The sequence below is a fragment of the Phenylobacterium sp. genome, assembly GCF_041913825.1.
GTDB lineage: Bacteria > Pseudomonadota > Alphaproteobacteria > Caulobacterales > Caulobacteraceae > Phenylobacterium.
The window spans coordinates 26639-47231 of sequence record NZ_JAYSEO010000001.1 but is presented as its reverse complement, the minus strand read 5'-3'; the positions used below and the strand labels follow the sequence as shown (position 1 = coordinate 47231).

Here is a 20593-nt window from a genome sequence, read left to right as displayed (position 1 = left end):
CACACGGGTCTTTCGCCTAACGGGTCCCGCCTGAAGCCAAGCTGCATGGGGCCTTCGCGCTTGCTTTCCCGTCTGCGTCCTTTCACGTCCCGACTTTCGCTCGACCGCGGCCAGGCGGCGCTCGTCGCCGGCCTGGGCGTCGTCGTCGCGCTGACGGTGCTCGCGCTGAGCGGGTTCACCTTCGCCCGCGGGACCGCGCCCGTGGCGCCGGCGCCGCGCGGCCAGCCGGCCGGGCTGCAGCAGGCGGCTGTGGCGCTCACCGCCCAGCCGGTGGCCGAGGACGCGGGCGGCCTCATCCGCCTGCAGGACCTGTCGCCCGAGGCGGCCCGCCTCTGGAACGCGTCCAACCCGGTGTCGGATCTGCCGAACCCGCCGGCCAAGCCGTTCTTCCTGAAGGCCGAGGGGGTGATCGACGAGGCCCGCGCGATCGACTGCATGACCGCCGCGATCTACTACGAGGCGGCCTACGAGAGCACCGACGGCCAGCGCGCGGTGGCGCAGGTGGTGCTGAACCGCATGCGCCACCCGGCCTTCCCGAAGACCGTCTGCGGCGTCGTCTTCCAGGGCTCCGAGCGGGCCAGCGGGTGCCAGTTCACCTTCACCTGCGACGGAGCTTTGGGCCGCAAGGCCACGGACGAGGGCTGGGCCCGGGCGCGCAAGGTCGCCGAGGCGGCCCTGAACGGCTCCGTGATGAAGAAGGTCGGTAACGCCACGCACTACCATGCGGACTACGTGGCGCCGTACTGGAGCCCGACCCTGGTGAAGGTGGCCACCATCGGCGCGCACATCTTCTACCGGTGGACCGGCGCCTCGGGTATGCCCCCGGCGTTCGGCGGGCGGTATGCCGGCGGCGAGTCCGACGCGGTCCGTCTGGCGACGCTGGACGGACTGGCCGCCGATAAGGCGGAGTTCGCCCTGGCGGCCAATGTGACCGAGCCCGAGGCGACGCACGAGCCCCCGGTCAGCGTCGAGGCCGCGACAGCGCCCGCAGCGGCGGCCGAGCCGGTCCTGGTGGTGGCGGCCGAGACCGTGCCCCAGGATCCGAAGACCATCACCCGGCCCGAAGAGCTCGACTGGACCGGCCGGCCGAAGCCGAAGGCGCCGCCCAGGATCGCGGTGCCCGGGCGGATGGGCCCCGGCTTCTAGGCGTCGGCCGGGCCGCCTTCGCGGCCGAACTCCGCCACCTCCTCGATCAACGCCTGGGCGGCCGCGGCCACGAGCTCGCCGCCCTTCTCCGGGGTCGCCTGCCCGGGATCCGAGCCCATGCGGCCGTCGGCGTAGCGGGCCCGGAAGTCCATCGCCTCGCGGATTGGCCCGGTGGGCGCAACCTGCGGCGCGTAGTTGGCCGCCTTGATGCTGTCTGGATAGGCCCACTGAGTGACGGCGATCTCGGACGGCGTGGCGTGGCTGCCATGCCCGGTGGGGAACTGGCGATTGGCGAGCGCCATCACACCGCGCAGCTCCCACCAGTTGCGCAGCCGGCAGGCGAAGCCGCGCGGCCGACCGGCGTAGCTCGCCTCCGCGTACAGCTCCGAGAACGCCGCCTCGATGGTGGCGACGTTCCCGCCGTGGCCGTTCAGGAAGTAGAGCCGGGTAAAACCATGGTGCGCCAGGCTGCGGCACCAGTCGCCGATCGCCAGCATGAAGGTGGACGGCCGCAGGGCGATGGTGCCCGGGAAGTCCAGGTGGTGCTGGGCCATACCGATGTTGAAGGTGGGCGCCACCAGCAGGCCGGGCGAACGCCGCTGCGCCTCGTGCGCGATGATCTCCGGACACAGCCAGTCGGTGCCGAGCAGACCCGTCGGTCCGTGCTGCTCGTTGGATCCGATAGGGATCACGACGGCCTTGGAGCGGCCGAGCTGGTCTTCGATCTCGGCCCAGGTGGACAGATGCAGGAGCATGCGGCGGAATCCTTCTTGCCCGCCCGTCGATAGCCCGCCGCCGGCGGCTCCGATAGGGGCGGCCGCTCACTCGCTCAGGGGGCGAGGCGAAGATTTGCTCATCCGCAGATGGTGCGACAACTTGTCCGTTTTCAGCGCGAGCGTCGGTATCCGAGCCGTTCAGCGCCGGCCGCCGCTGCAGGTAGGGCTCCGGTAGAGCCGGACGAGCGCGCAACAGCCTGTCACGATATCTTTGTTCGCGGCTCAACTCTGCAACGAGTTATCACAGTCCGGTTGAGCAGAAACCAAGGATTGCTTGCAATCTTCAGGGTAGCGCCGACGGCATCGACTTTGACGACATTCATAGTCGTACCGCAGTTTACCCAATATTAGCTCGCCATCTTCTTGCCCATAGCACGCTAATCTCCTGGCATTAACCCTCTATTCAGTCGCGATTGTGCTTTTTCACACGCGATCAGCCCGAGGGGGGCAAGGAAAGATATGCGAGTTACTCAACGCAATACTATTAGCATCGCAAGCAATTGCGCGGCGCTCGTCGCCGTGGCGGGCGTGCTCGGCGCGCCTGGCTTCGCGTCTGCGGATCCGGCCAAGGACCTTCAGGTCGCGGGCCGCGCACTGACCTTCCTGGAGAACGGGCCCACGGGCCGCGCCACCCTGGGCGTCGTCTTCGATCCGTCGAAGCCGAACTCGGTGGCGGAGAAGAACGCGGTCATGGCCGCGATCGGCGGCGGCTACAGCGCCGGCGCGGTGACCCTGGTGGGCAAGCCGGTGGAAGCCGGCTCGGTCGCCGGCGTCTCGGGCGTCAACGCGCTCTACGTGACCGAAGGCGTGAATTACGGCGCCGTCGGCGCGGCCGCGAAGGGCAAGAAGCTGGTGACCATCGGCTCCGACCCCGCCTGCGTCCGGTCGGGCGCCTGCGTCATGGGCGTCACCACCGTCCCGAAGGTCGAGATCACCGTGAACCGCGCAGCGGCCGCGTCCGTCGGAGCCGCCTTCAAGGCGGCCTTCCGCATGATGATCAAAGAAATCTGATCGGCCGCGGACATAGAAAGTTGAAACCAATGAAGAAATTTCTCTTTGCCGCCGGCGCCGCCGGCCTCGCGCTGACCGCGGCCCTGCCGGCCGCCGCGCAATCCATCGACTACGGGTCCCTGCAGGAGCTGTTCAACGAGCCGGTGACCACGAGCGCCACCGGTTCGCCGCAGCGCGCCTCCGAGGCCCCGGCCGACATGCAGATCATCTCGCAGGATGACATCCGCCGCTCGGGCGCGACCGACCTGCCGACGATCATCAGCCGCGTCGCCGGCATCGACGTGCTGAACTGGTCCGCCGGCCACACGGACGTGAACGTCCGCGGCTACAACCAGTCGAGCTCGCCGCGCCTGCTGGTGCTGGTCAACGGGCGCCAGGTCTATATGGACCACTACGGCCTGACCTTCTGGCGGAACATCCCCGTCCAGCTCCAGGAGATCCGCCAGATCGAGGTCGTGAAGGGCCCGAACACGGCGCTCTTCGGCTTCAACGCCGTGTCCGGCGTGGTGAACATCATCACCTTCAACCCGAAGTTCGACTCCGTGAATGCGGTGGAGGTCCGGGGCGGCACGAACGATTACGGCGGCGTCTCCGTCGTGGCGACCGGCAAGCTGGGCGAGAAGCTCTCCGCCCGCCTGTCGTTCGGCGCCGAGAAGCAGGACGAGTGGAAGAACACGATCGGCCTGGCCGACGTGACCCGCATCCATGATCCGGAGAACGTCAGCGCCTCGCTCGACACCGTGGCCCAACTGACCGACAAGACCCAGCTCCGTGTCGAGGGCTCCTGGTCGAACGTGCAGGAAAGCACGATCGCCGGCGCCTCCTACTCGCCGACCAAGAGCGCCGTCTCCTCGGTGAAGGCCACCCTGGCGTCCGAGACCAAGCTCGGCCTGCTGCAGGTCTCGGCCTATCAGAACGACCTGAGCGCCAAGTACATCATCCTGGGCCGCACGGAGTGGGAGAACCGCATCCGCGTGGTCAGCCTGCAGGACCTGTTCAAGGTCGGCGCCGCCCACACCTTCCGGATCGGCGCCGAGTACCGGAACAACACGCTGAACACCGCGCCGCTCAAGAACGGCGACATCGGCTACGATGTGTTCGCCGTGTCCGGGATGTGGAACTGGCAGATCAGCGAGAAGATCGCCACGACGATCGCGCTCCGCCACGACACCATGGACATCGAGCGCACCGGCGGCTTCCCGGCCGGCGCCCCGCTCGCGGACAACGCGCTGTGGGACCGCAAGGTCAAGGAACTGAGCGTCAACGCTGCGGTGGTCTTCCGCCCGACGTCCGAAGACACCATCAAGCTGTCCTACGGCCGCGGCGTCCAGGCGCCGACCCTGGTCGAGATGGCCGGCCTGTCGGGCACCACGCCGGTCTCGCCGACGGTCAACCTCGCCTTCATCGGCAACCCGACCCTGCGCCCGAGCATCGTCGAGAACTACCAGGTCTCCTACGACCGCAACATCACGGCCCTGAACGCCAAGGTCGGCGTGCGGGCGTTCGTGCAGAAGTGGGAGGACATCAAGGGCCTGCCGAGCACCTCGGGGATCGACATCGCGCCGACCCGGACCACCCTGCCGGCCGTCCAGTTCATCAACACCTCGGACTCCGAGATGAAGGGCTTTGAAGTCCTCGCCTCGGGCAACGCCAAGAACGGCTTCCGCTGGAGCGCCGATTACACCTACACGGACGTCGAAGACGAACCCTTCGCCGGCGTGAACACGGTGCTGCGGAGCACCGCCTTCGAGCGGACCAGCCCGAAGCATCGGGGCAACCTGGCCGCCGGCTGGGCCAATAAGGCCTGGGAAGCGGACGCCTTCCTGCACTACGTCGGCAAGTTCGAGACCGTCCGTCAGGTCGGCACCGGCCTCGGCGAGGTCGACGCCTTCACGACCCTCGGCGCCCGCGTCGCCCGCAAGCTGGACAATGGCGTGACCTTCGCGGTCGCCGGCCAGAACCTGCTTGAGAAGCGCCAGCGCCAGACCAACGGCCTGGAAGCCGAACGCCGGATGTTCGTCTCCATCAGCAAGGCCTGGTAAGCCCTTTGCGGCCCCGCAGAAACGCGGGGCCGTTCCCTCTTCCGGGAGCAAGCGTATGAAAATGCCTCGTTTCGTCGATCTCTCCCTCGTGGTGAAGATGGCGTTCGCCCCGGCCTTCGCGGTCGTGGTCCTGGCGCTCGTCTCGGGCGGCGCCTTCTACAGCCAGCAGCAGCAGTCCCAGGCGCTCGACCGCATCGTCCAGCACGACATGGCGGTCAGCCTCCGGGTCGCGGCGCTGTCGAACCGCATCACCGCCGCGCACCTGCAGATCTATCAGGCGATGACCAACCAGGCCGGCGCTGTCGTCGGCGGCCCGTCGGACGCGCCCGCCAAGCTGCAGGCCCTCATGGGTGACGTGGACGCCATCAAGGCGGACCTCGAGAAGCTCAAGAAGGACCTGCCCAAGGCCCAGCAGGCGCGGTTCAACGACGTCGCCAAGGACCTGACCGACTACCGCGGCGGCATCGAGGTCGTGAGCTCGATGATGGGCGTGGACTTCGCCACGGCCGTGGCCTTCGTCCAGCCGTTCGAGGAGCACTACTCCCGGATGACCGACACGCTCGCCCAGGCGCGCAACGCCGTGCAGGCGGATGCGGACCGGCGGGCCAAGGACAGCGCCGCCCAGGCGGCCCTGACCGGCAAGATCGTGATGGGCGGCTCACTGCTCACCCTGGTGGCCGTGGCCTGGCTGTCGGTCGCCATCATCATGGGCGTGCGCCGCGGCATCGACGGGATCGCCCGCGCCACGGAAGCCCTGGCCGGCGGCGACCACCACGTCGACCTCGAGCCGCTTCAGCGCGGCGACGAGCTCGGCGCGATCGTCCGCGGGCTCGGCGTCTTCAAGGAGAACCTCCAGCGCATGGACGCGATGCGCAAGGAACAGGAGGAGAGCCACGCCCGCGAAGCCGCCATGCGCGAAGAGGTCGAGGCCGAACGCGCCCGCACCCAGGAAGCCCAGGTGGCGGTGGTGCATGCGCTCGCCGACGGCCTGGCGCGCCTGTCCCAGGGCGACCTGAAGCACCGGCTGAACACCCCGTTCTCGGCCGAGTACGAGCAGCTCCGCGCGGACTTCAACGCCGCCATGGAGAAGCTCCAGGAAGCCATGCGGGTGATCACCTCCAACGCCGCGCAGATCGGCGCGGGCGCCGACCAGATCGCCGGCGCGTCCGACGACCTGTCGCGGCGCACCGAGCAGCAGGCGGCCAGCCTCGAGCAGACCGCCGCCGCCCTGGAGCAGATCACCACCACGGTGAAGAAGTCCGCCGAGGGCGCCCAGAACGCCCGCTCGGCCGTGCAGACCGCCAAGTCCGGCGCCTCGCGCGGCGAGGAGGTGGTGCGCCGTGCGGTGTCCGCCATGGGCGAGATCGAGAAGTCGGCCGGCCAGATCAGCCAGATCATCGGCGTGATCGACGAGATCGCCTTCCAGACCAATCTGCTGGCCCTGAACGCCGGGGTCGAAGCGGCCCGGGCCGGCGACGCCGGCAAGGGTTTCGCGGTGGTGGCCTCCGAGGTGCGGGCGCTCGCCCAGCGCTCGGCCGACGCGGCCAAGGAGATCAAGACCCTGATCTCCGCCTCCACGGCTCAGGTCGAGCAGGGCGTGGCCCTGGTCGGCGAGACCGGCGAGGCCCTGCAGCAGATGGTCAGCCAGGTGGACGCCATCGACTCGCTCGTCGGCGACATCGCCACCTCGGCCCAGGAACAGTCGTCGGGCCTGCACGAGGTCAACGTGGCCGTGAACAACATGGACCAGGTGACCCAGCAGAACGCGGCCATGGTGGAGGAGACCACCGCCGCCACACACGCGCTGCGCAACGAGGCCGCCGAGCTCCGCCGCCTGATCGGCGAGTTCGACACCGGCGAGTCGGCCGAGCCCTCTGCGAAGCCGGCCGCCGCGCCGGCCAGGGAGCCGGCGCCGACGACGGTGCGCGCCAAGCTGGCCTACGCCTCCGGCGCGGCCACTGCGGCCCAGATCGACAACTGGGAAGAGTTCTAGTCCCGGCTCATCCTTCCCGAGCCTGACCCTGCGCCCGGCGAGCCGTCTCGCCGGGCGTTTCCTTGTCGGACGCCGGGAGGGCGATGGTCAGGTCCTGCGCCGGCATGCTGACCAGCCGCCAGCGCGCGCCCTCCTCGCCCTGCTGCCGGGCGAAGCTCAGCAGGCAGTGCTCGGCCTGGTCCTGCACGCAGACGCGGCCCTTGGCCTCCACCTTCATCATCCCGGCGATCTGCTGGGCGCTGGGCGGCTCCGAGACCCGCTGGCCTTCGGCGTCCACCAGCCGGAAGGCGTCCGGGCCGATCATCCGGTCGAGCGCGAACTCGGACGGCCCGCCGTCCACCTCCAGCCCCTGTCTCCGGGCCACGGCGACGAGCTGGCCGCGCAGGTCCTCGCGCACGGCCCGGCGGTCCACCGCCGCCTCGAAGGCCACGCGGTCGCGCGCCACCACGGCGGCGAAGAGCTGCTCGGCGCCGGCCACCGCGTCCTTCGGCACGCTGCGCCCGCAGCCGCCGAGGGCCGCCAGCGCCGCCACCGCCATGAGGGTCAGGCCTGTTCGAAGCATCCGGCCAAAATGGCCGCCGGCCTGAGTCGCCTCAACCAGGCATGCTGCCGCGTGTTGCGCCCCGGCGGCCTCGTCGCATAGTGATCCACAACCTTTTGCGGAGTGCGCGGTGATGTCCGACGGCGAGGTGTTTCCGGTTCCTGAGGCTTGGGCCAAGCGGGCGCACATGGACGCCGCCGGCTACGAGGCCGCCGTGCGGCGCGCCGAGACCGATCCGGAGGGCTACTGGCGCGAGGTCGCCGGCCGGCTCGACTGGATGACACCGCCCACCCAGATCAAGGACGTGTCCTTCAACCGCGAGGACTTCCGCATCCGCTGGTTCGCCGACGGCGTGCTGAACGTCTCGGTGAACTGCCTCGACCGGCACCTGGCGACCCGGGGCGACCAGACGGCGATCATCTGGGAGAGCGACGACCCGGAGGTCTACGACGCGCTCACCTACCGGCAGCTCCACGCCGAGGTCTGCCGCTGGGCCAATGTGCTGAAGGCCAAGGGCGTCAAGAAGGGCGACCGCGTCACCATCTACCTGCCGATGATTCCGGCGGCTGCGGCGGCCATGCTGGCCTGCGCCCGGATCGGCGCGGTGCACTCGGTGGTGTTTGGCGGCTTCTCGCCCGACAGCCTGGCCGGGCGCATCCAGGACTGCGACTCCCGGCTGGTGATCACCGCCGACGAGGGCGTCCGCGGCGGCCGCGTCGTCCCCCTGAAGCGCAACGTGGACGAGGCGCTGAAGGAGTGCCCGGGCGTGACCGACGTGATCGTCGTGCGGCGCACGCGCGCCGAGGTGCCGATGACTCCCGGCCGCGACGCCTACTACTCGGACCTGAAGCAGACGGTGTCGGACCAGTGCGATCCGGAGCCGATGAACGCCGAGGATCCGCTGTTCATCCTCTACACCTCGGGCTCGACGGGGAAACCGAAGGGCGTGCTGCACACCACCGGCGGCTATCTGACCTGGGCGGCGCACACCCACGAGCTGGTGTTCGACTACCGACCCGGCGAGGTCTTCTGGTGCACCGCCGACGTGGGCTGGGTGACCGGCCACAGCTACGTGGTCTACGGCCCGCTGGCCAATGCGGCCACCACGCTCATCTTCGAGGGCGTGCCGAACTACCCCACCTCCTCCCGGTTCTGGGAGGTCTGCGACAAGCACAAGGTGGAGATCTTCTACACGGCCCCCACCGCCATCCGCGCCCTGATGCGCGAGGGCGAGGAGCCGGTGACCCGCACCTCCCGCCAATCGATCCGGCTGCTCGGCACCGTCGGCGAACCGATCAACCCGGAGGCGTGGCTCTGGTACCACCGCGTGGTAGGCGAAGGCCGCTGCCCGATCGTCGACACCTGGTGGCAGACCGAGACCGGCGCCTGCCTGATGAGCCCGCTGCCCGGCGCGCACGCGCTGAAGCCCGGCTCCTGCGCCAAGCCCCTGCCCGGCGTGAAGCCGCAGCTCGTCGACGCCGACGGCAAGGTCCTGCAGGGGGCGGTGAGCGGCAACCTCTGCCTGACCGACTCCTGGCCGGGCCAGATGCGCACCGTCTACGGCGACCACGAGCGGTTCATCACCACCTACTTCACCACCTACCCCGGCAAGTACTTCACAGGGGACGGGGCGCGGCGCGACGAGGACGGCTACTACTGGATCACCGGTCGGGTGGACGACGTGATCAACGTCTCCGGCCACCGCCTGGGCACCGCCGAGATCGAGAGCGCGCTGGTGGCCAACGAGAACGTCGCGGAGGCCGCCGTCGTGGGCTTCCCGCACCCGGTGAAGGGCCAGGGCATCTACTGCTACGTGACCCTCAAGGCCGGCGTGGAGGCCACCGACATCCTGGAGGCCGAGCTGAAGGGCTGGGTGCGCCGGGAGATCGGGCCGTTCGCCGCCCCGGACGTGGTGCAGTTCGCGCCGGGCCTGCCGAAGACGCGCTCGGGCAAGATCATGCGCCGGATCCTGCGCAAGATCGCCGAGGACGACCTGGGCAACCTGGGCGATACCTCGACGCTCGCCGACCCGGGCGTGGTGGACGACCTCGTGAAGCACCGGGCCGCGGCCGAAAAGGCCTGAGCCGTCAGGCGTCCCAGGCGTCGCCCCAGCCCAGGCGCCGCGCCCGGGCGTGGGCGGCCTTGTCGCGCTTGCCGACGAAGCGGGTCTCCAGCCCCTCGGGGCCGCACAGCCTGAGCTCCAGGCCGGGCTTGCCGCTCCGCGGGTGGCGCAGGACGCGCGAGGCGGCGGCGCCCACGCCGACGCCTGGCCGGGCGGCCGCCAGGTAGGCGAACTTCTCGTCCTCGAAGGGGGCGTCGGCGCCCTTGGCCAGGCGATGGTCGCGGCTACGCGGCAGGCGGACGGCGAAGTGGCACCAGTCCGGCGCCGCCAGCGGGCAGGCCCGGGCGTGCGGGCACGGCGCCAGGATGTCCGCGCCCTGGGCGACCAGCGCCTCCCGCGCCCGCAGCAGCCGCGCGAAGCCGGCGGGCGTGCCGGGCTCCACCAGCACCAGCAGTCCGCTGGCCGCGGCCCACAGCGCGCCGACCACCTCCGCCTGACGGGCCTCGGGGATCTCGGCAAGTGCGTAGCTTGCCGCCACCAGGTCGGCCTTCGGCCAGGACGTCCCGCCGCCGGTGAGGTCCGCGCGCAGCCGCGCGGCCCCGTGGATCGGCGCGGGCGCCTCCGCGGCCAGCCGGCCCGCGAGATCGAGGAACGGGCCGCTGGCGTCGAGCCAGGTCACCGACTCCACGCCGGGCCAGGCTTCCAGCGCCGCCCAGCTCGCCGCCGCGGGGCCTGAGCCTGCGTCCAGGACGCTGCGCGGCGCGAAACCCGGCGCCCGGCGCGCAGCTTCGTCGAAGACGCTGGCGCAGGCGGCGTAGGTGGCCGGCAGCCTCGCCAGCGCATAGGCCAGCGCGTCGTCCAGTCCCCGGATCACCCCAGCCGAGCCCTGGCCCGCGCGGTAGGCGGCCGAGGTCCTGGCCGCCCGCTCGGCCAGTCCGCGGCGGGACACGCCCTCGAGCTCGCGCTCGAGCGCCGCCCTCAGCGGCTGCGGCAGGTCGGGGCTCATGTCGGGCGTACGCGGTCGGCGGGCATCGGCGCCTCCTGTCCTCCATTCCGGCCCGGCAGGGAAGGCCGTTAACCCTCGCAACCGTTCCTTAAGCGCCCCGGGCGCAGGTTGGACGCGAACAAGGCCTGCGATGTCGACCCAAGCCGTCCCGCACCACGTCAGCCTCGACGCCAACGCGCTGCGCGACGCAGTGGAGGCGCACCAGCGCTATCTCGCCGGCCGGTCCGGCGGGCGGCGCCTGTCGCTGACCCACGCCGACCTCTCCCACTGCTCGCTGGAAGGCCTGGACCTGCGCGAGGCCGATCTCGCCGGGGTGAAGCTCGACGGGGCGAACCTCGCCCGCGCCAACCTCAGCCGCGCGATCCTGTTCGGGGCCGACCTGCGCGAGGCCGACATGCGGCGGGTGAACCTGAAACGCGCCGACCTGCGCGGCGCCTGCCTGCGCGGCGCGAACCTGGCCGGGGCTGACCTCGCCGGCTGCGACCTGCGCGAGGGCCGCATCGCGCTGCAGGACAAGCTCGATGGCTTCCGCGTGCTGCGCCACGAGCATCGGCCGGGCGAGCTGAACTACGCCATCCTCTCCGGCGCCAACCTCGCCGGCGCCCAGTTGGCCGGCGCGGTGGCCATGGCCGTGGACTTCACCGACGCCAGCCTCGCCGGCGCGATGCTGGCCGGCGCGCGGCTGCACAACGCGGTGCTCGACGGCGCCGACCTGTCGGGCGCCGACCTCGGCGGCGCGGACCTCACCGGCGCCTCCATGAAGCGGGCGGTCCTGGCTGGCGTGAACCTGGAGCACGCGCGGCTCGACGACGCCGACCTGACCGACGTGCTGCGGGCCCCTCCGCCGCTCGTCTACATCGACGACCAGTCGCTCGACGAAGTGCTGGCCGAGCACGAGGCCTACTGCGAGAGCAACGGCGCGCGGGGCCGGGTGATGAGCCTGCCTGGCATCGACTTCCGGCCGCTCAAGCACCTGCGCCAGCGCAAGCTCACCGCCCTGGTGGCGCCGCGTTCCATCCTGTTCGGCATGGACCTGCAGGGCGTGCAGCTGCAGGGCGCCGACCTGTCCGGCTGCGACCTGCGCGGGGCGAACCTGCGGGACGCCGACCTGCGCGGGGCGAAGCTCGCGGAGGCGCAGTTGACCCGGGCCGACCTGCGCGGCGCCCGCATGGGCCCGCTGATGATCGCCGAGGGCCGGTTCGTGCGCACCGACTTCACCCGCGCCTGCCTGCGCCATGCCGACTTCCGAGGCGCCTCGGCGGTCCGCGCGCGCTTCGTCGAGGCGGACATCACCCAGGCCCGCATGGCCGGCTGCGACCTCACCGGCGCCGAGGTGGAGGTCCTGGCCCAGGACGTCGCCTGACCAGACCTCAGATCCCGGCGTACCACTCGTAGCCGCGGTCCTCCCAGAAGCCGCCCTTGCCGCCGCCGATGTGGGCGAAGTCGGCGACCGCCTCGATCCGCTGGACGTACTTGGCGTGCTTGTAGCCGAGCTGCCGCTCCACCCGCAGGCGCACCGGCGCGCCGTGCGGCACGGGCAGGACGGCGTCGTTCATCTCGTAGGCCAGGATGGTCTGCGGGTGGTAGGCGTCGATCAGGTCGATGCTCTCGTAATAGCGGTCGGTGGCGTCCTGGTTCGGCCCCAGGTGGTCGGCGCAGTGGAACACCAGATAGCGCGCCTCGGGCTTCAGTCCCGCGCGGTCGACCAGCGGTCCGAGCCTCGCCCCGGTCCACTTGCCGATCGAGGACCAGCCCTCCACGCAGTCGTGGCGGGTGATCTGGGTCCGGGCGGGCATGGCGCGCAGCTCGGCGAGGCTGAGGGAGAGCGGCCGCTCCACCAGCCCGTCCACCACGATCCGCCAGTCGGCGAACCCGGCGGCGGCCTGGGCGGCGTACGCCGCCGAACTCGGCCGCAGGGTGCCGTTCGCCTTGAAATCCGGCGAGATGTCGGCCGGCGAAAACTCGCGCGCGAGCGCCTTGCGGTCCGTGACCATGCGCTGGGCGCGGCGGGTCAGGTCCTCGGCGCCGGCGAGCACGCGGGAGAAGCCTGGACTGGCGTTCAGCCGATCGCAGGCGGCCAGCGTCAGCCCCGCCAGCGAGGCGCCCGCCGCGCGGATCAGGCCCCGGCGACTGGCCCCGCTCATGGCCGCGGCCCTTCCGTCTCGATGGCGTATCGGCCGGTGATCATGGACCGCATGTTGTTCCAGAAGCCGGAGAGCACCACCAGGGCGACGTGCACGAGCACGAACAGCACGATCAGGCCCGCGCAGATGAAGTGCACCGACCGCGCCGACTGTCGGCCGCCGAACAGGTCGATGAGCCAGGGGGCCGCGGCGTTGAAGCCCGGCGACATGGAGAGCCCGGTGAGCAGCATCAGCGGCAGCACCCCGAGGATCATGGCCAGGTAGGTCAGCTTCTGCAGGACGTTGTAGGTCCGGGCCGCCTCCCCCTTCGGAAACCGTAGCCGGGCATGGTCGAGAACATCGCGCCAGATGTGACGGAGCCGCCACTGCTCGCGGGTGGGCAGCAGGTCGCGCCGGTGGCGGCTGAGCAGGGCGGCGGCGAGGTAGACCAGGCCGTTGATGACGAACAGCCAGGCGAAGAAGAAGTGCCAGCGCCGCCCGCTCGCGAGATCCCGGTAGCTGGGGACCGTCGCCCACGCCGGGAAGCCGCGCGGCTCGCGGCGCCCCTCGGCGCCGGAGTAGCCGAACAGGCCGGTGGTCTCGAAGGCGCGGTCGCCGACCATGGTCACGCCCACGGGCCGGTCGCCGATCTCCGCCAGGCCCATGTAGAGCCAGGGGTCGGCGAAGGTGGACTTCTGACCCCAGTAGAGCGCCGGGTGGGCGTTGAAGATCTGCAGGCCGCTCATCAGCAGCAGGCTGATCGCCAGCACGTTGACCCAATGCGTCGCGCGCACCAGGCCGGAGTGCCGCTTGTAGACAACCGTCGTGGGTCGGGCCTCCCGGGCCATGGCCGCTCCTTCGCCGCGCGGCGGCGATCCTGCCACAGTCGGGCCGCGGGGTGGAACACGGACGGCGCCCCCGCGCTTCTCCTGCCGACAGAGCAAGGAGGCCCGCATGTCCGAAGGACGCGACGAGATGAACACCGAAGGCCGCGAGGGCAACGCCGCCCAGCCGCTGAACGCCGCCGAGGACAACGCCGGCGCCGAGCGCTACCCCTCGGTCCGGCAGGACGACTCGGTGGAGCGCACCGGCCGCACCGAGCAGGTGACCGGCGAGAGCGGCGAACCGCGCAGCTTCGACCCGGCCGCCGACGCGCCGACCCGCCAGGGCGCCGGCGACACCACCGCCCCCACGTCGGCCAACGAGGGCCGGCTGGGCCCGGGCGCCGATCCCGTCGAGGGCAAGCGCTAGCGGTCCCGGGCGGGCGCCCCTAAGCTCGCCGGCCGTCAGAGGGGGAGCGGGCCGGTGAGCAGCGAGGGCGTGGAGGTCTGGCGGGGCAGCGTCGCCACCTGGGAATGCGACGCCATGGGGCACCTCAACGTCGGCTTCTACGTGGCAAAGTCCATGGAGGGGCTGGCGGGACTCGCGGCCGAGCTCGGCATGCCGCAGGCCTTTGCGCCCCATGCCGACGCCACCCTGCTGGTCCGCGAGCAGCACATCCGCTTCATCAAGGAAGCGCGCCCCGGCGCCCCGCTGCACATGACCGGCGGCGTGGTCGACATGGGCGAGGACACCGCCCGCCTGCTGCTCCTGCTGCACCACCGCACGGGCGAGCTGGCGGCCAGCTTCCAGACCGTGGTGGCGCACGCGACGCCACGGGACGGCTGCGTCTTCCCCTGGCCCGAGCGAATTCGCCGGCGCGCCGAGGCGCTGGCGATCGCCGTGCCCGAGAAGGCGGCGCCGAAGAGCATCGGGCTGGATCCGGTGGAGAGCCGGGCGAGCCTGGCGCGGGCCGACGAGCTCGGCCTGAAGCGCACGGCGCTGGGCGCCATCCGATCGGCCGACTGCGACGTCTTCGGGCGGATGCGGACCGAGCTGATGATGGCCCGGATCTCGGACGGCATCCCGCACTTCTTCGACGGCCAGCGGCCGGGCTCCGCCGAGCACGGCGCGAAGGTCGGCGGCGCGGCGCTGGAGTACCGGCTGGTCCACCTCGACTGGCCCCGGGCCGGCGACCGGGTGGAGCTGCGCTCCGGGCCGGGCGGCGGCGACGCGCGGTTCCGCCGGCTGGTCCACTGGCTGCTCGACCCCGATACCGGCCGCCCCTGGGGCGCCGCCGAGGCCATCGCGGTCTCCTTCGACCTGGAGACCCGCAAGATCATCACCCTGTCGGACGAGGCGCTGGCCGCCGCGAACGCCACGGCCGTGCCCGGGCTCAGCCTCTAGGCGGCAAGCTCGCGCAGCACCTGGCGGACCAGCTCGGGCCGCTCCATGGGCAGGAAGTGGCTCGTGCCGGCGACGGTCTCGACGGCGATGCGGCCCGTGGCGTCCAGCTCGGCCTGGCGATCCTCGAGGCGGGCGGTGGAGCCGGTCTCCGCCCGCAGGATGCGGGTCGGGCAGCGCAGAGCCCGGAAGGCGGCCCACGGGTCGTAGTTGTGGGTGCGGAAGTTGGAGGCCTCCCACTCCGGCCGGCAGGCGAGGGTCACCCCGCCGTCGGCGCGCTCCACGAAGCCGGCCTCCACGTAGTCGGCAAGCTGGGCGGGCGACCAGGTGCGGAAAGCGCCCCGGCCGGTATAGGCCTCGAAGGCGGCGCGGCGGCTGGGGAAGTCGGGCCGGCGGCGCAGCGCGCCCTGCACGAGCGGCGAGTCGGCCACGGCCGGGTCCGCCTCCGAGCGCGCCCCGGGGTTGGGGATCAGCACCGGATCGAAGAGGGCGAGCGCGCGCACCCGCTCGGGCGCGGCGGCGGCGGCGAGCAGGCTGGTCGTCCCACCCATGGAGTGGCCGGCCAGCACCACCGGTCCCTGCGTCTCGGCGGCGAGGAAGGCCAGCAGGTCGTCGCGGAACTCGGCCCAGCCGGGGCGGCCCTCGACCACGGCCGGGAGGGTCGTGGCCCCGTGGCCGCGCAGGTCGATGGCCAGGATGCGCAGCGCATCGGCCAGCGGCGCCAGGATGGTGCGGTAGGTGCGGGCGTTGAACCCGTTCGCATGGGAGAAGACGATGTCCGCCGGCCGGTCGCGGGGGCCGTAGTCCAGGACCGCCATGGCGCCCGCGCCCCGGCCCGGCAGCTCCACCCGCCGCGCGCGCGGCTCGTACTCCACTTCGGCGTCCATGCGTTCCCCTCCGAGCGCCCCCATATAGCGGCCTGACCTCACGGAAGAAGACATGAAGCTGGCGACCATCGGCTACGAGAGCGAAACCCAGGACGCGGTGATCCGCCGGCTGAAGGACGCCGGTGTCGAGGTGCTGATCGACGTGCGCGCCGTGGCCGCCTCGCGGCGGGCCGGCTTCTCCAAGACCCTGCTGGCCGCCAGCCTGAAGGACGCCGGCATCGACTACGTCCACCTGCGGCAGCTCGGCACGCCCAAGCCCGGCCGCGACGCCGCCCGCAAGGGCCGCGTGGCCGAGATGCGGGCCATCTTCGAGGACCATCTGGCCGAGCCCGCCGCGCAGCTCGAGCTCGCCAAGGCGACCGAGATCGCCCGGGGCCGCAAGGCTGCCCTGCTCTGCTACGAGGCCGATCACCGGGGCTGCCACCGGGCCATCGTCGCCGAGCGGATCTGCGAGGCGGTGGACGCCTGCGAGGTCGAGAACCTCTGAGCTTGGCTTCCCCCGCGTCCCCGGCCGATGATGCCGGCCAACGGAGGACACCGCCATGAACGCGCCGGCGAAGATCGACTGCACGACCCAGGCCTGGACCTGCTTCGACGTGAGCATCGAGGACCACGTCGCCCACATCCGGCTGAAGCGGCCGGAGGCGATGAACACCATGGTCCGGGCGTTCTGGAATGAGCTGCCGGCCATCGTGAACGACATCAACACCAACGCCCGGGCGCGCTGCATCGTCATCTCCTCCACCGGCAAGCACTTCTGCGCCGGCATGGACCTGGCGGTGTTCGGCGGCGGCGGGTCCACCTCCTCGGCGGCGTCGGAGGACCGCTTCGTCAACGCCGAGGCCATGCGCTTCCACGTCAAGCTGCTGCAGGACAGCTTCTCCTGCCTGGACGAGGCGCGGATGCCGGTGATCGCGGCCATCCAGGGCGGCTGCGTCGGCGGCGCGGTGGACATGACCAGCGCCTGCGACATCCGCTACTGCACCGCCGACGCCTTCTTCGTGATCCAGGAGATCAACATCGGCATGACCGCCGACGTGGGCACCTTCCCCAGGCTCTGCAAGCTGATCCCCGAGGGCTGGGTGCGCGAGCTCGCCTACACCGGCCGCCGCCTGCCGGCGCAGAGGGCCAAGGAGATCGGCCTGGTGAACGAGGTGTTCGAGAGCCACGAGGCGCTGATCGACCACGCCCTGGTCACCGCCCGGGAGATCGCCTCCAAGGCGCCGCTGGCCGTCACCGGCTCGAAGGTGATGATCAACTACGCCCGCGACCACAGCATCAAGGACGCGCTGGACTATATCGCGGTCTGGCAGACGGCGATGTTCTCCGGCCCGCACATGGCGGAGGCCTTCCAGGCCAAGGCGGAGAAGCGCGAGGCGAACTTCCCGGACCTCGCGCCCCTGCGCGGGGAGATGTAGGCGGCGTCGGCGCGCGCTGGCTCAGGCCGAGCTGCGCCAGGGCGGCGCGGCGTCCGCACAGGCCGGGGCGTCCGCTCCGGCGGCCGAAGGGTCCAGCACCGCGCGCAGAGCCGCCAGCAGGCGCTCGACCTGCTCCCCGGCGGGCTCGGCCAGGAAGGTCTCCAAGGCGGCCTCGCGCTCGATATGGCCGGCGATCATCGCCTCCACCGCCGCGTCGTCCAGATTCTCGTACTCGTCCCACAGCTCCGAACGCAGCCGCGAGCGGACCTCCGCCTTGCGGACGAAGACAGCCCGCGCCAGCTCACGCGCCTGCTCGGCGGCGCGGCTGACCGGGTAGTCGCGGGCCTCGGCGGCCGCGCGCCGGCGGTCGCGTTCCAGCTTCGCCTCCAGCGCCATGGACTGGCGCACCGAGCGGGAGACCCGCTGGAAGGCGAGCGCATAGTCGTTGGCGAGCTTGGGATCTTCGGCGGTCACCGCCTTGTCGTGCAGGGCGCGCGCGAGGGACAGACCAAGCTCGGTGAGCTCCGCCAGCACCCGGCCGTGCCGTTCCGCCATGTCGTCGGATGAAGACATGAACAAAAGAAGAACGCGAGATTCCGGAAACGCCAAACTTTTTCAGCCGGAGACGCTGCGCTTGACGGCCGCGCAGGAGCGGACGCACCGAAGGTCACCTAAGGGTGGAGAGCTGCCTTTTGGCAGACTCGGCAACTGGCGCAGGTCGCCGCCGGTTCCTGCAGGATGAGCGACCGCCGATCCACCAACACTCTTGGCGCCGAACGCGGGCTCAATCGCTTCGAAGGCTTCAGCGATGCGGTCTTCGCCATCATCCTCACCCTGCTGTTCGTCGAGATCAAAGTCCCGGGATCGCCGGAGGGCCCACAGGGCTACACCGACCTCGCGAAGGCAATGGCCGAACAGTGGCGCGAGCACCTCGCTCTCGTGCTCTGCTATGCTGTGATCGGCGCCTATTGGCTGCAGCACCATTACTCGGGCCGCATCTACGCCCGCAGCGATCATGGGTTCGGCGCGATCAACCTGCTGTTCCTCTTTGCAGTGGGCCTCGCCCCCTATCCGATCCGCGCCTGGTGCTTCCACCTCGGCACCAGGTTCGAGGACGTTGCGGCGGTGACCCTCGTGGCCGGGCTCGCCCTGATCGCCTGCGCCTGGATGGCCAAGTGGTTCTACGCGATGCCGGGGCGTCGGATCATGGACGAGCGGCTCGCGCCCGACTTCCTCCGGCAGATGACGCGCCGCTACGGCGTCGCGACGCTGATCCAGATCGCGGCCGTTCCAGTGGCCGCTGTGGCGCCTGCGGCAGGCGTGACGATCGCACTTCTCTGCGTCGCGTTCTTCCTGCTGCCGCCACCCAAGCCGCGCTACAACCCCGGCCAGGAGCCGAGGGCGGAGGAGAAGCTCAGCGAATAGGACGGCGGTGAATGTCCGCAGCGGGTCGTCAGCGGAACTCGAGTTTCGCAGTCAACGCGCTTAAGCGGCCGCTTCGGGTAGGAAGCGGACATCAGGATCGATCCGCTCGGGCGGCCCGATCGCGGACGGGATGTGAGATTCTCGTCTTGTGGTGAGACGATTGTCTCAATATAAGCTGCGCCGTCGGATCGATGGAGGCGCAGATGGCGCTGTCTCGCGCGCAGATGGACGCAAAGCTGGACGAGCACTTCAGCTATGAGATGAACGATGACGTGGACGGGGTGCTGGCCACCCTGACGCCGGATGTGGAGCACGATGTCGTCGGCTGGCCGGCCGGACCGGTGCGCGGGCGGGACGGCGTGCGGCCGTTCTACGAGACCCTGTTCGGCGACCTGGCCGAGGGCCGGGTGGAAAGCCTGCGCCGCTACTACGGCGAGGGCTTCATGGTCGATGACAGCCTGTGGAGCGGCACCGCGCCGGGGCGGCCGTTCGGCCTGGACGGGCGCGGCCGCCCGCTCTCGTTCCGGCTGCTGCACGTGCTGGAGTTCGCCGAAAGCGGCGAGATCAAGCGCGAGAACGTGTGGCTAGACGTGGCGGCCATCTTCCAGCAGCTGAAGGACTGAGCATGGCCGACGGCGACCGCAGCCGCGCCAACCAGAAGCGCCGCACGCGAAAGGACCTGCTGGACGCCGCCGCGCGCCTGATGAAAGCCGGCGGCAAGCCGAGCCTGGAGGAGGTGGCGGAGGCTGCGATGGTCAGCCGGGCCACCGCCTACCGCTACTTCCCGAGCATCGAGGCGCTGCTGGCCGAGGCCAGCGTCGACGTGGTGTTCCCGACGCCGGCCCAGGTGTTCGATCCGCCCTCCCACGACGTCGCCCGGCGCCTGCAGCAGGTGGACCAGGCGCTGCACGACATGGTGCTGGCGAACGAGGCGCCGCTGCGGCTCATGCTGGCCAGCACGCTCACGGAGGCGGCCAGGGGCGCCGACGTCCCCGCCCGGCAGAACCGCCGCTCGCCGCTGATCGAGGCGGCGCTGGCGCCGATGCGCGATCAGTTCGCCCCGGACGTGGCCGAGAAGCTCGCCCAGGCCGTCGCCCTGCTGGTCGGAGTGGAGTCGATGATCGTCTTCAAGGACGTCCTGCAGCTCGACGACGCCCGGGCCCGGGAGGTCAAGCGCTGGGCCATCGAAGCCCTGGTGCGCGGCGCCCGATCCTGAGTTCCGCCGGCAGGCGGCGCGGCTCGCCGGCGCCATGAAGCGGACCTCCCGACGGGCTGAGGAGGGTGCGCGGCTGAGCTGCCCGCGGCTGCCGGTCAGATCATCTGAAAGGCGCCCGTCTCCTGAAACCTGCGATAGGCCTCGACAGTCCGGCGCATGTTGGGAAGCATCTCCGGGAGGGTGGCGACGTCGAACCAGCCGACGGCGTAGCTCTCGTCGTCCGCCACCCTCGGCTCGCCTTCGAATACGTCGGTGTGGAAGAGCATCACGAAGAACTGGCACTTGTGGCCATTTGGGTAAGTGACGGTTTCGAACGCCGGGTCGGACGCGAAGCCGAACGGGACGGGCGGCGGGATGACGAGGCCGACCTCCTCCTCAACCTCGCGCGCGATGATCGAAGCCAGGCTTTCGCCGTCCTCGGCGTTGCCGCCCGGCAAGCCCCAGAGCCCAAAGTCCGCCCGGTGCTGCAGCAGGATGCGCCCGTCAGCCGCTTCTATGACGATGCGCGCACCCGGCATGAGGATGAGGCGATCACCGACGATCCTGCGGAGCCGCCCGAGATAGGTGTCGCCAAATCCTGCCATCGAGGCGATAGGCTAGGCCGAACGGCCCAGGTTGCGGAAGACCCCCAGCGCGGTCCGCTCACGAGCGAAACTGCCTAACGGACCTGACGGGGTGACCAACCTCGGTCCATGGATCGCGATCGCCCGTCGGCCGCCGACCG

Annotated in this window: 21 protein-coding genes; 13 read left to right on the top strand and 8 right to left on the bottom strand. The window is 71.0% G+C overall.

What is annotated here, in order from left to right:
• Positions 1 to 60: 60 nt before the first annotated feature.
• Positions 61 to 1146: a cell wall hydrolase gene (locus ACE3Q8_RS00215; protein ID WP_374467794.1), complete on the top strand. Its 1086-nt coding sequence runs from the start codon at positions 61 to 63 to the stop codon at positions 1144 to 1146.
• Here ACE3Q8_RS00215 and ACE3Q8_RS00210 read toward each other — a convergent pair.
• Positions 1143 to 1901, bottom strand: a complete 759-nt coding sequence (locus ACE3Q8_RS00210; protein WP_374467792.1) for a creatininase family protein — start codon at positions 1899 to 1901, stop codon at positions 1143 to 1145. The two genes, ACE3Q8_RS00215 and ACE3Q8_RS00210, sit on opposite strands and share 4 nt — an antisense overlap.
• A gap of 540 nt (positions 1902 to 2441) precedes the next feature.
• Between ACE3Q8_RS00210 and ACE3Q8_RS00205 the strand changes: the two genes are divergently transcribed.
• Genes ACE3Q8_RS00205 through ACE3Q8_RS00195 form a run of 3 tightly spaced genes read left to right on the top strand, consistent with a single transcriptional unit; the run spans position 2442 to position 6968 of the window.
• Entirely contained in the window at positions 2442 to 2933 is a 492-nt protein-coding gene (locus tag ACE3Q8_RS00205) for a hypothetical protein (protein ID WP_374467790.1), read from the top strand.
• Between the two features lie 29 nt (positions 2934 to 2962).
• The gene (locus ACE3Q8_RS00200) at positions 2963 to 4975 is read left to right on the top strand and encodes a TonB-dependent receptor plug domain-containing protein (protein ID WP_374467788.1); all 2013 of its coding nucleotides are present in this window, start codon (positions 2963 to 2965) and stop codon (positions 4973 to 4975) included.
• A gap of 55 nt (positions 4976 to 5030) precedes the next feature.
• On the top strand, positions 5031 to 6968 hold the full coding sequence (locus ACE3Q8_RS00195) for a methyl-accepting chemotaxis protein (RefSeq protein ID WP_374467786.1): 1938 nt from the start codon (positions 5031 to 5033) through the stop codon (positions 6966 to 6968).
• 7 nt (positions 6969 to 6975) lie between these two features.
• On the opposite strand, the gene ACE3Q8_RS00190 is transcribed toward ACE3Q8_RS00195, so the two are convergent.
• The gene (locus ACE3Q8_RS00190; protein ID WP_374467784.1) at positions 6976 to 7530 is read right to left on the bottom strand and encodes a DUF2939 domain-containing protein; all 555 of its coding nucleotides are present in this window, start codon (positions 7528 to 7530) and stop codon (positions 6976 to 6978) included.
• 109 nt (positions 7531 to 7639) lie between these two features.
• Here ACE3Q8_RS00190 and acs point away from each other — a divergent pair, with 109 nt between their 5' ends.
• The gene (gene acs, locus ACE3Q8_RS00185) at positions 7640 to 9592 is read left to right on the top strand and encodes an acetate--CoA ligase (RefSeq protein ID WP_374467782.1); all 1953 of its coding nucleotides are present in this window, start codon (positions 7640 to 7642) and stop codon (positions 9590 to 9592) included.
• A gap of 4 nt (positions 9593 to 9596) precedes the next feature.
• Here acs and ACE3Q8_RS00180 read toward each other — a convergent pair whose 3' ends face one another.
• Positions 9597 to 10577, bottom strand: a complete 981-nt coding sequence (locus tag ACE3Q8_RS00180; RefSeq protein WP_374467780.1) for a small ribosomal subunit Rsm22 family protein — start codon at positions 10575 to 10577, stop codon at positions 9597 to 9599.
• Positions 10578 to 10707: 130 nt separating this feature from the next.
• Between ACE3Q8_RS00180 and ACE3Q8_RS00175 the strand changes: the two genes are divergently transcribed.
• Positions 10708 to 11940, top strand: coding sequence for a pentapeptide repeat-containing protein (locus ACE3Q8_RS00175; protein WP_374467778.1), 1233 nt, complete (start codon positions 10708 to 10710; stop codon positions 11938 to 11940).
• A gap of 7 nt (positions 11941 to 11947) precedes the next feature.
• On the opposite strand, the gene ACE3Q8_RS00170 is transcribed toward ACE3Q8_RS00175, so the two are convergent.
• Together ACE3Q8_RS00170 and ACE3Q8_RS00165 are read right to left on the bottom strand one after the other, a co-directional pair.
• On the bottom strand, positions 11948 to 12721 hold the full coding sequence (locus ACE3Q8_RS00170; protein ID WP_374467776.1) for a molybdopterin-dependent oxidoreductase: 774 nt from the start codon (positions 12719 to 12721) through the stop codon (positions 11948 to 11950).
• A complete protein-coding gene (locus ACE3Q8_RS00165) occupies positions 12718 to 13548 on the bottom strand; it encodes a cytochrome b/b6 domain-containing protein (protein ID WP_374467774.1) in 831 nt (276 codons plus the stop codon). The genes ACE3Q8_RS00170 and ACE3Q8_RS00165 overlap by 4 nt, the downstream gene beginning before the upstream one ends.
• Positions 13549 to 13654: 106 nt before the next feature.
• On the opposite strand from ACE3Q8_RS00165, the gene ACE3Q8_RS00160 reads away from it, so the two are divergent.
• Positions 13655 to 13951 (top strand): hypothetical protein, encoded by a 297-nt coding sequence (locus ACE3Q8_RS00160; RefSeq protein WP_374467773.1) that lies wholly within the window; start codon positions 13655 to 13657, stop codon positions 13949 to 13951.
• Between the two features lie 54 nt (positions 13952 to 14005).
• On the top strand, positions 14006 to 14926 hold the full coding sequence (locus ACE3Q8_RS00155; protein WP_374467771.1) for a thioesterase family protein: 921 nt from the start codon (positions 14006 to 14008) through the stop codon (positions 14924 to 14926).
• Here ACE3Q8_RS00155 and ACE3Q8_RS00150 read toward each other — a convergent pair.
• Positions 14923 to 15810, bottom strand: a complete 888-nt coding sequence (locus ACE3Q8_RS00150; protein WP_374467769.1) for an alpha/beta fold hydrolase — start codon at positions 15808 to 15810, stop codon at positions 14923 to 14925. The genes ACE3Q8_RS00155 and ACE3Q8_RS00150 overlap by 4 nt on opposite strands.
• 52 nt (positions 15811 to 15862) lie before the next feature.
• On the opposite strand from ACE3Q8_RS00150, the gene ACE3Q8_RS00145 reads away from it, so the two are divergent.
• Complete coding sequence (locus ACE3Q8_RS00145; RefSeq protein ID WP_374467767.1) at positions 15863 to 16297, top strand: DUF488 family protein; 435 nt, start codon at positions 15863 to 15865, stop codon at positions 16295 to 16297.
• 55 nt (positions 16298 to 16352) lie between these two features.
• Complete coding sequence (locus tag ACE3Q8_RS00140; protein ID WP_374467765.1) at positions 16353 to 17228, top strand: crotonase/enoyl-CoA hydratase family protein; 876 nt, start codon at positions 16353 to 16355, stop codon at positions 17226 to 17228.
• A 21-nt stretch (positions 17229 to 17249) separates the two neighbouring features.
• On the opposite strand, the gene ACE3Q8_RS00135 is transcribed toward ACE3Q8_RS00140, so the two are convergent.
• Positions 17250 to 17801 (bottom strand): hypothetical protein, encoded by a 552-nt coding sequence (locus ACE3Q8_RS00135; RefSeq protein WP_374467764.1) that lies wholly within the window; start codon positions 17799 to 17801, stop codon positions 17250 to 17252.
• 165 nt (positions 17802 to 17966) lie between these two features.
• Here ACE3Q8_RS00135 and ACE3Q8_RS00130 point away from each other — a divergent pair, with 165 nt between their 5' ends.
• The 3 genes from ACE3Q8_RS00130 to ACE3Q8_RS00120 all read left to right on the top strand — a co-directional run bounded on the left by ACE3Q8_RS00130 (position 17967) and on the right by ACE3Q8_RS00120 (position 19869).
• Complete coding sequence (locus ACE3Q8_RS00130) at positions 17967 to 18653, top strand: TMEM175 family protein (protein WP_374467762.1); 687 nt, start codon at positions 17967 to 17969, stop codon at positions 18651 to 18653.
• A gap of 203 nt (positions 18654 to 18856) precedes the next feature.
• The gene (locus ACE3Q8_RS00125; RefSeq protein WP_374467760.1) at positions 18857 to 19276 is read left to right on the top strand and encodes an ester cyclase; all 420 of its coding nucleotides are present in this window, start codon (positions 18857 to 18859) and stop codon (positions 19274 to 19276) included.
• Positions 19277 to 19278: 2 nt separating this feature from the next.
• The gene (locus tag ACE3Q8_RS00120) at positions 19279 to 19869 is read left to right on the top strand and encodes a TetR/AcrR family transcriptional regulator (RefSeq protein WP_374467758.1); all 591 of its coding nucleotides are present in this window, start codon (positions 19279 to 19281) and stop codon (positions 19867 to 19869) included.
• A gap of 95 nt (positions 19870 to 19964) precedes the next feature.
• Here ACE3Q8_RS00120 and ACE3Q8_RS00115 read toward each other — a convergent pair whose 3' ends face one another.
• Complete coding sequence (locus ACE3Q8_RS00115) at positions 19965 to 20453, bottom strand: NUDIX domain-containing protein (protein WP_374467756.1); 489 nt, start codon at positions 20451 to 20453, stop codon at positions 19965 to 19967.
• Between the last annotated feature and the right edge of the window lie 140 nt (positions 20454 to 20593).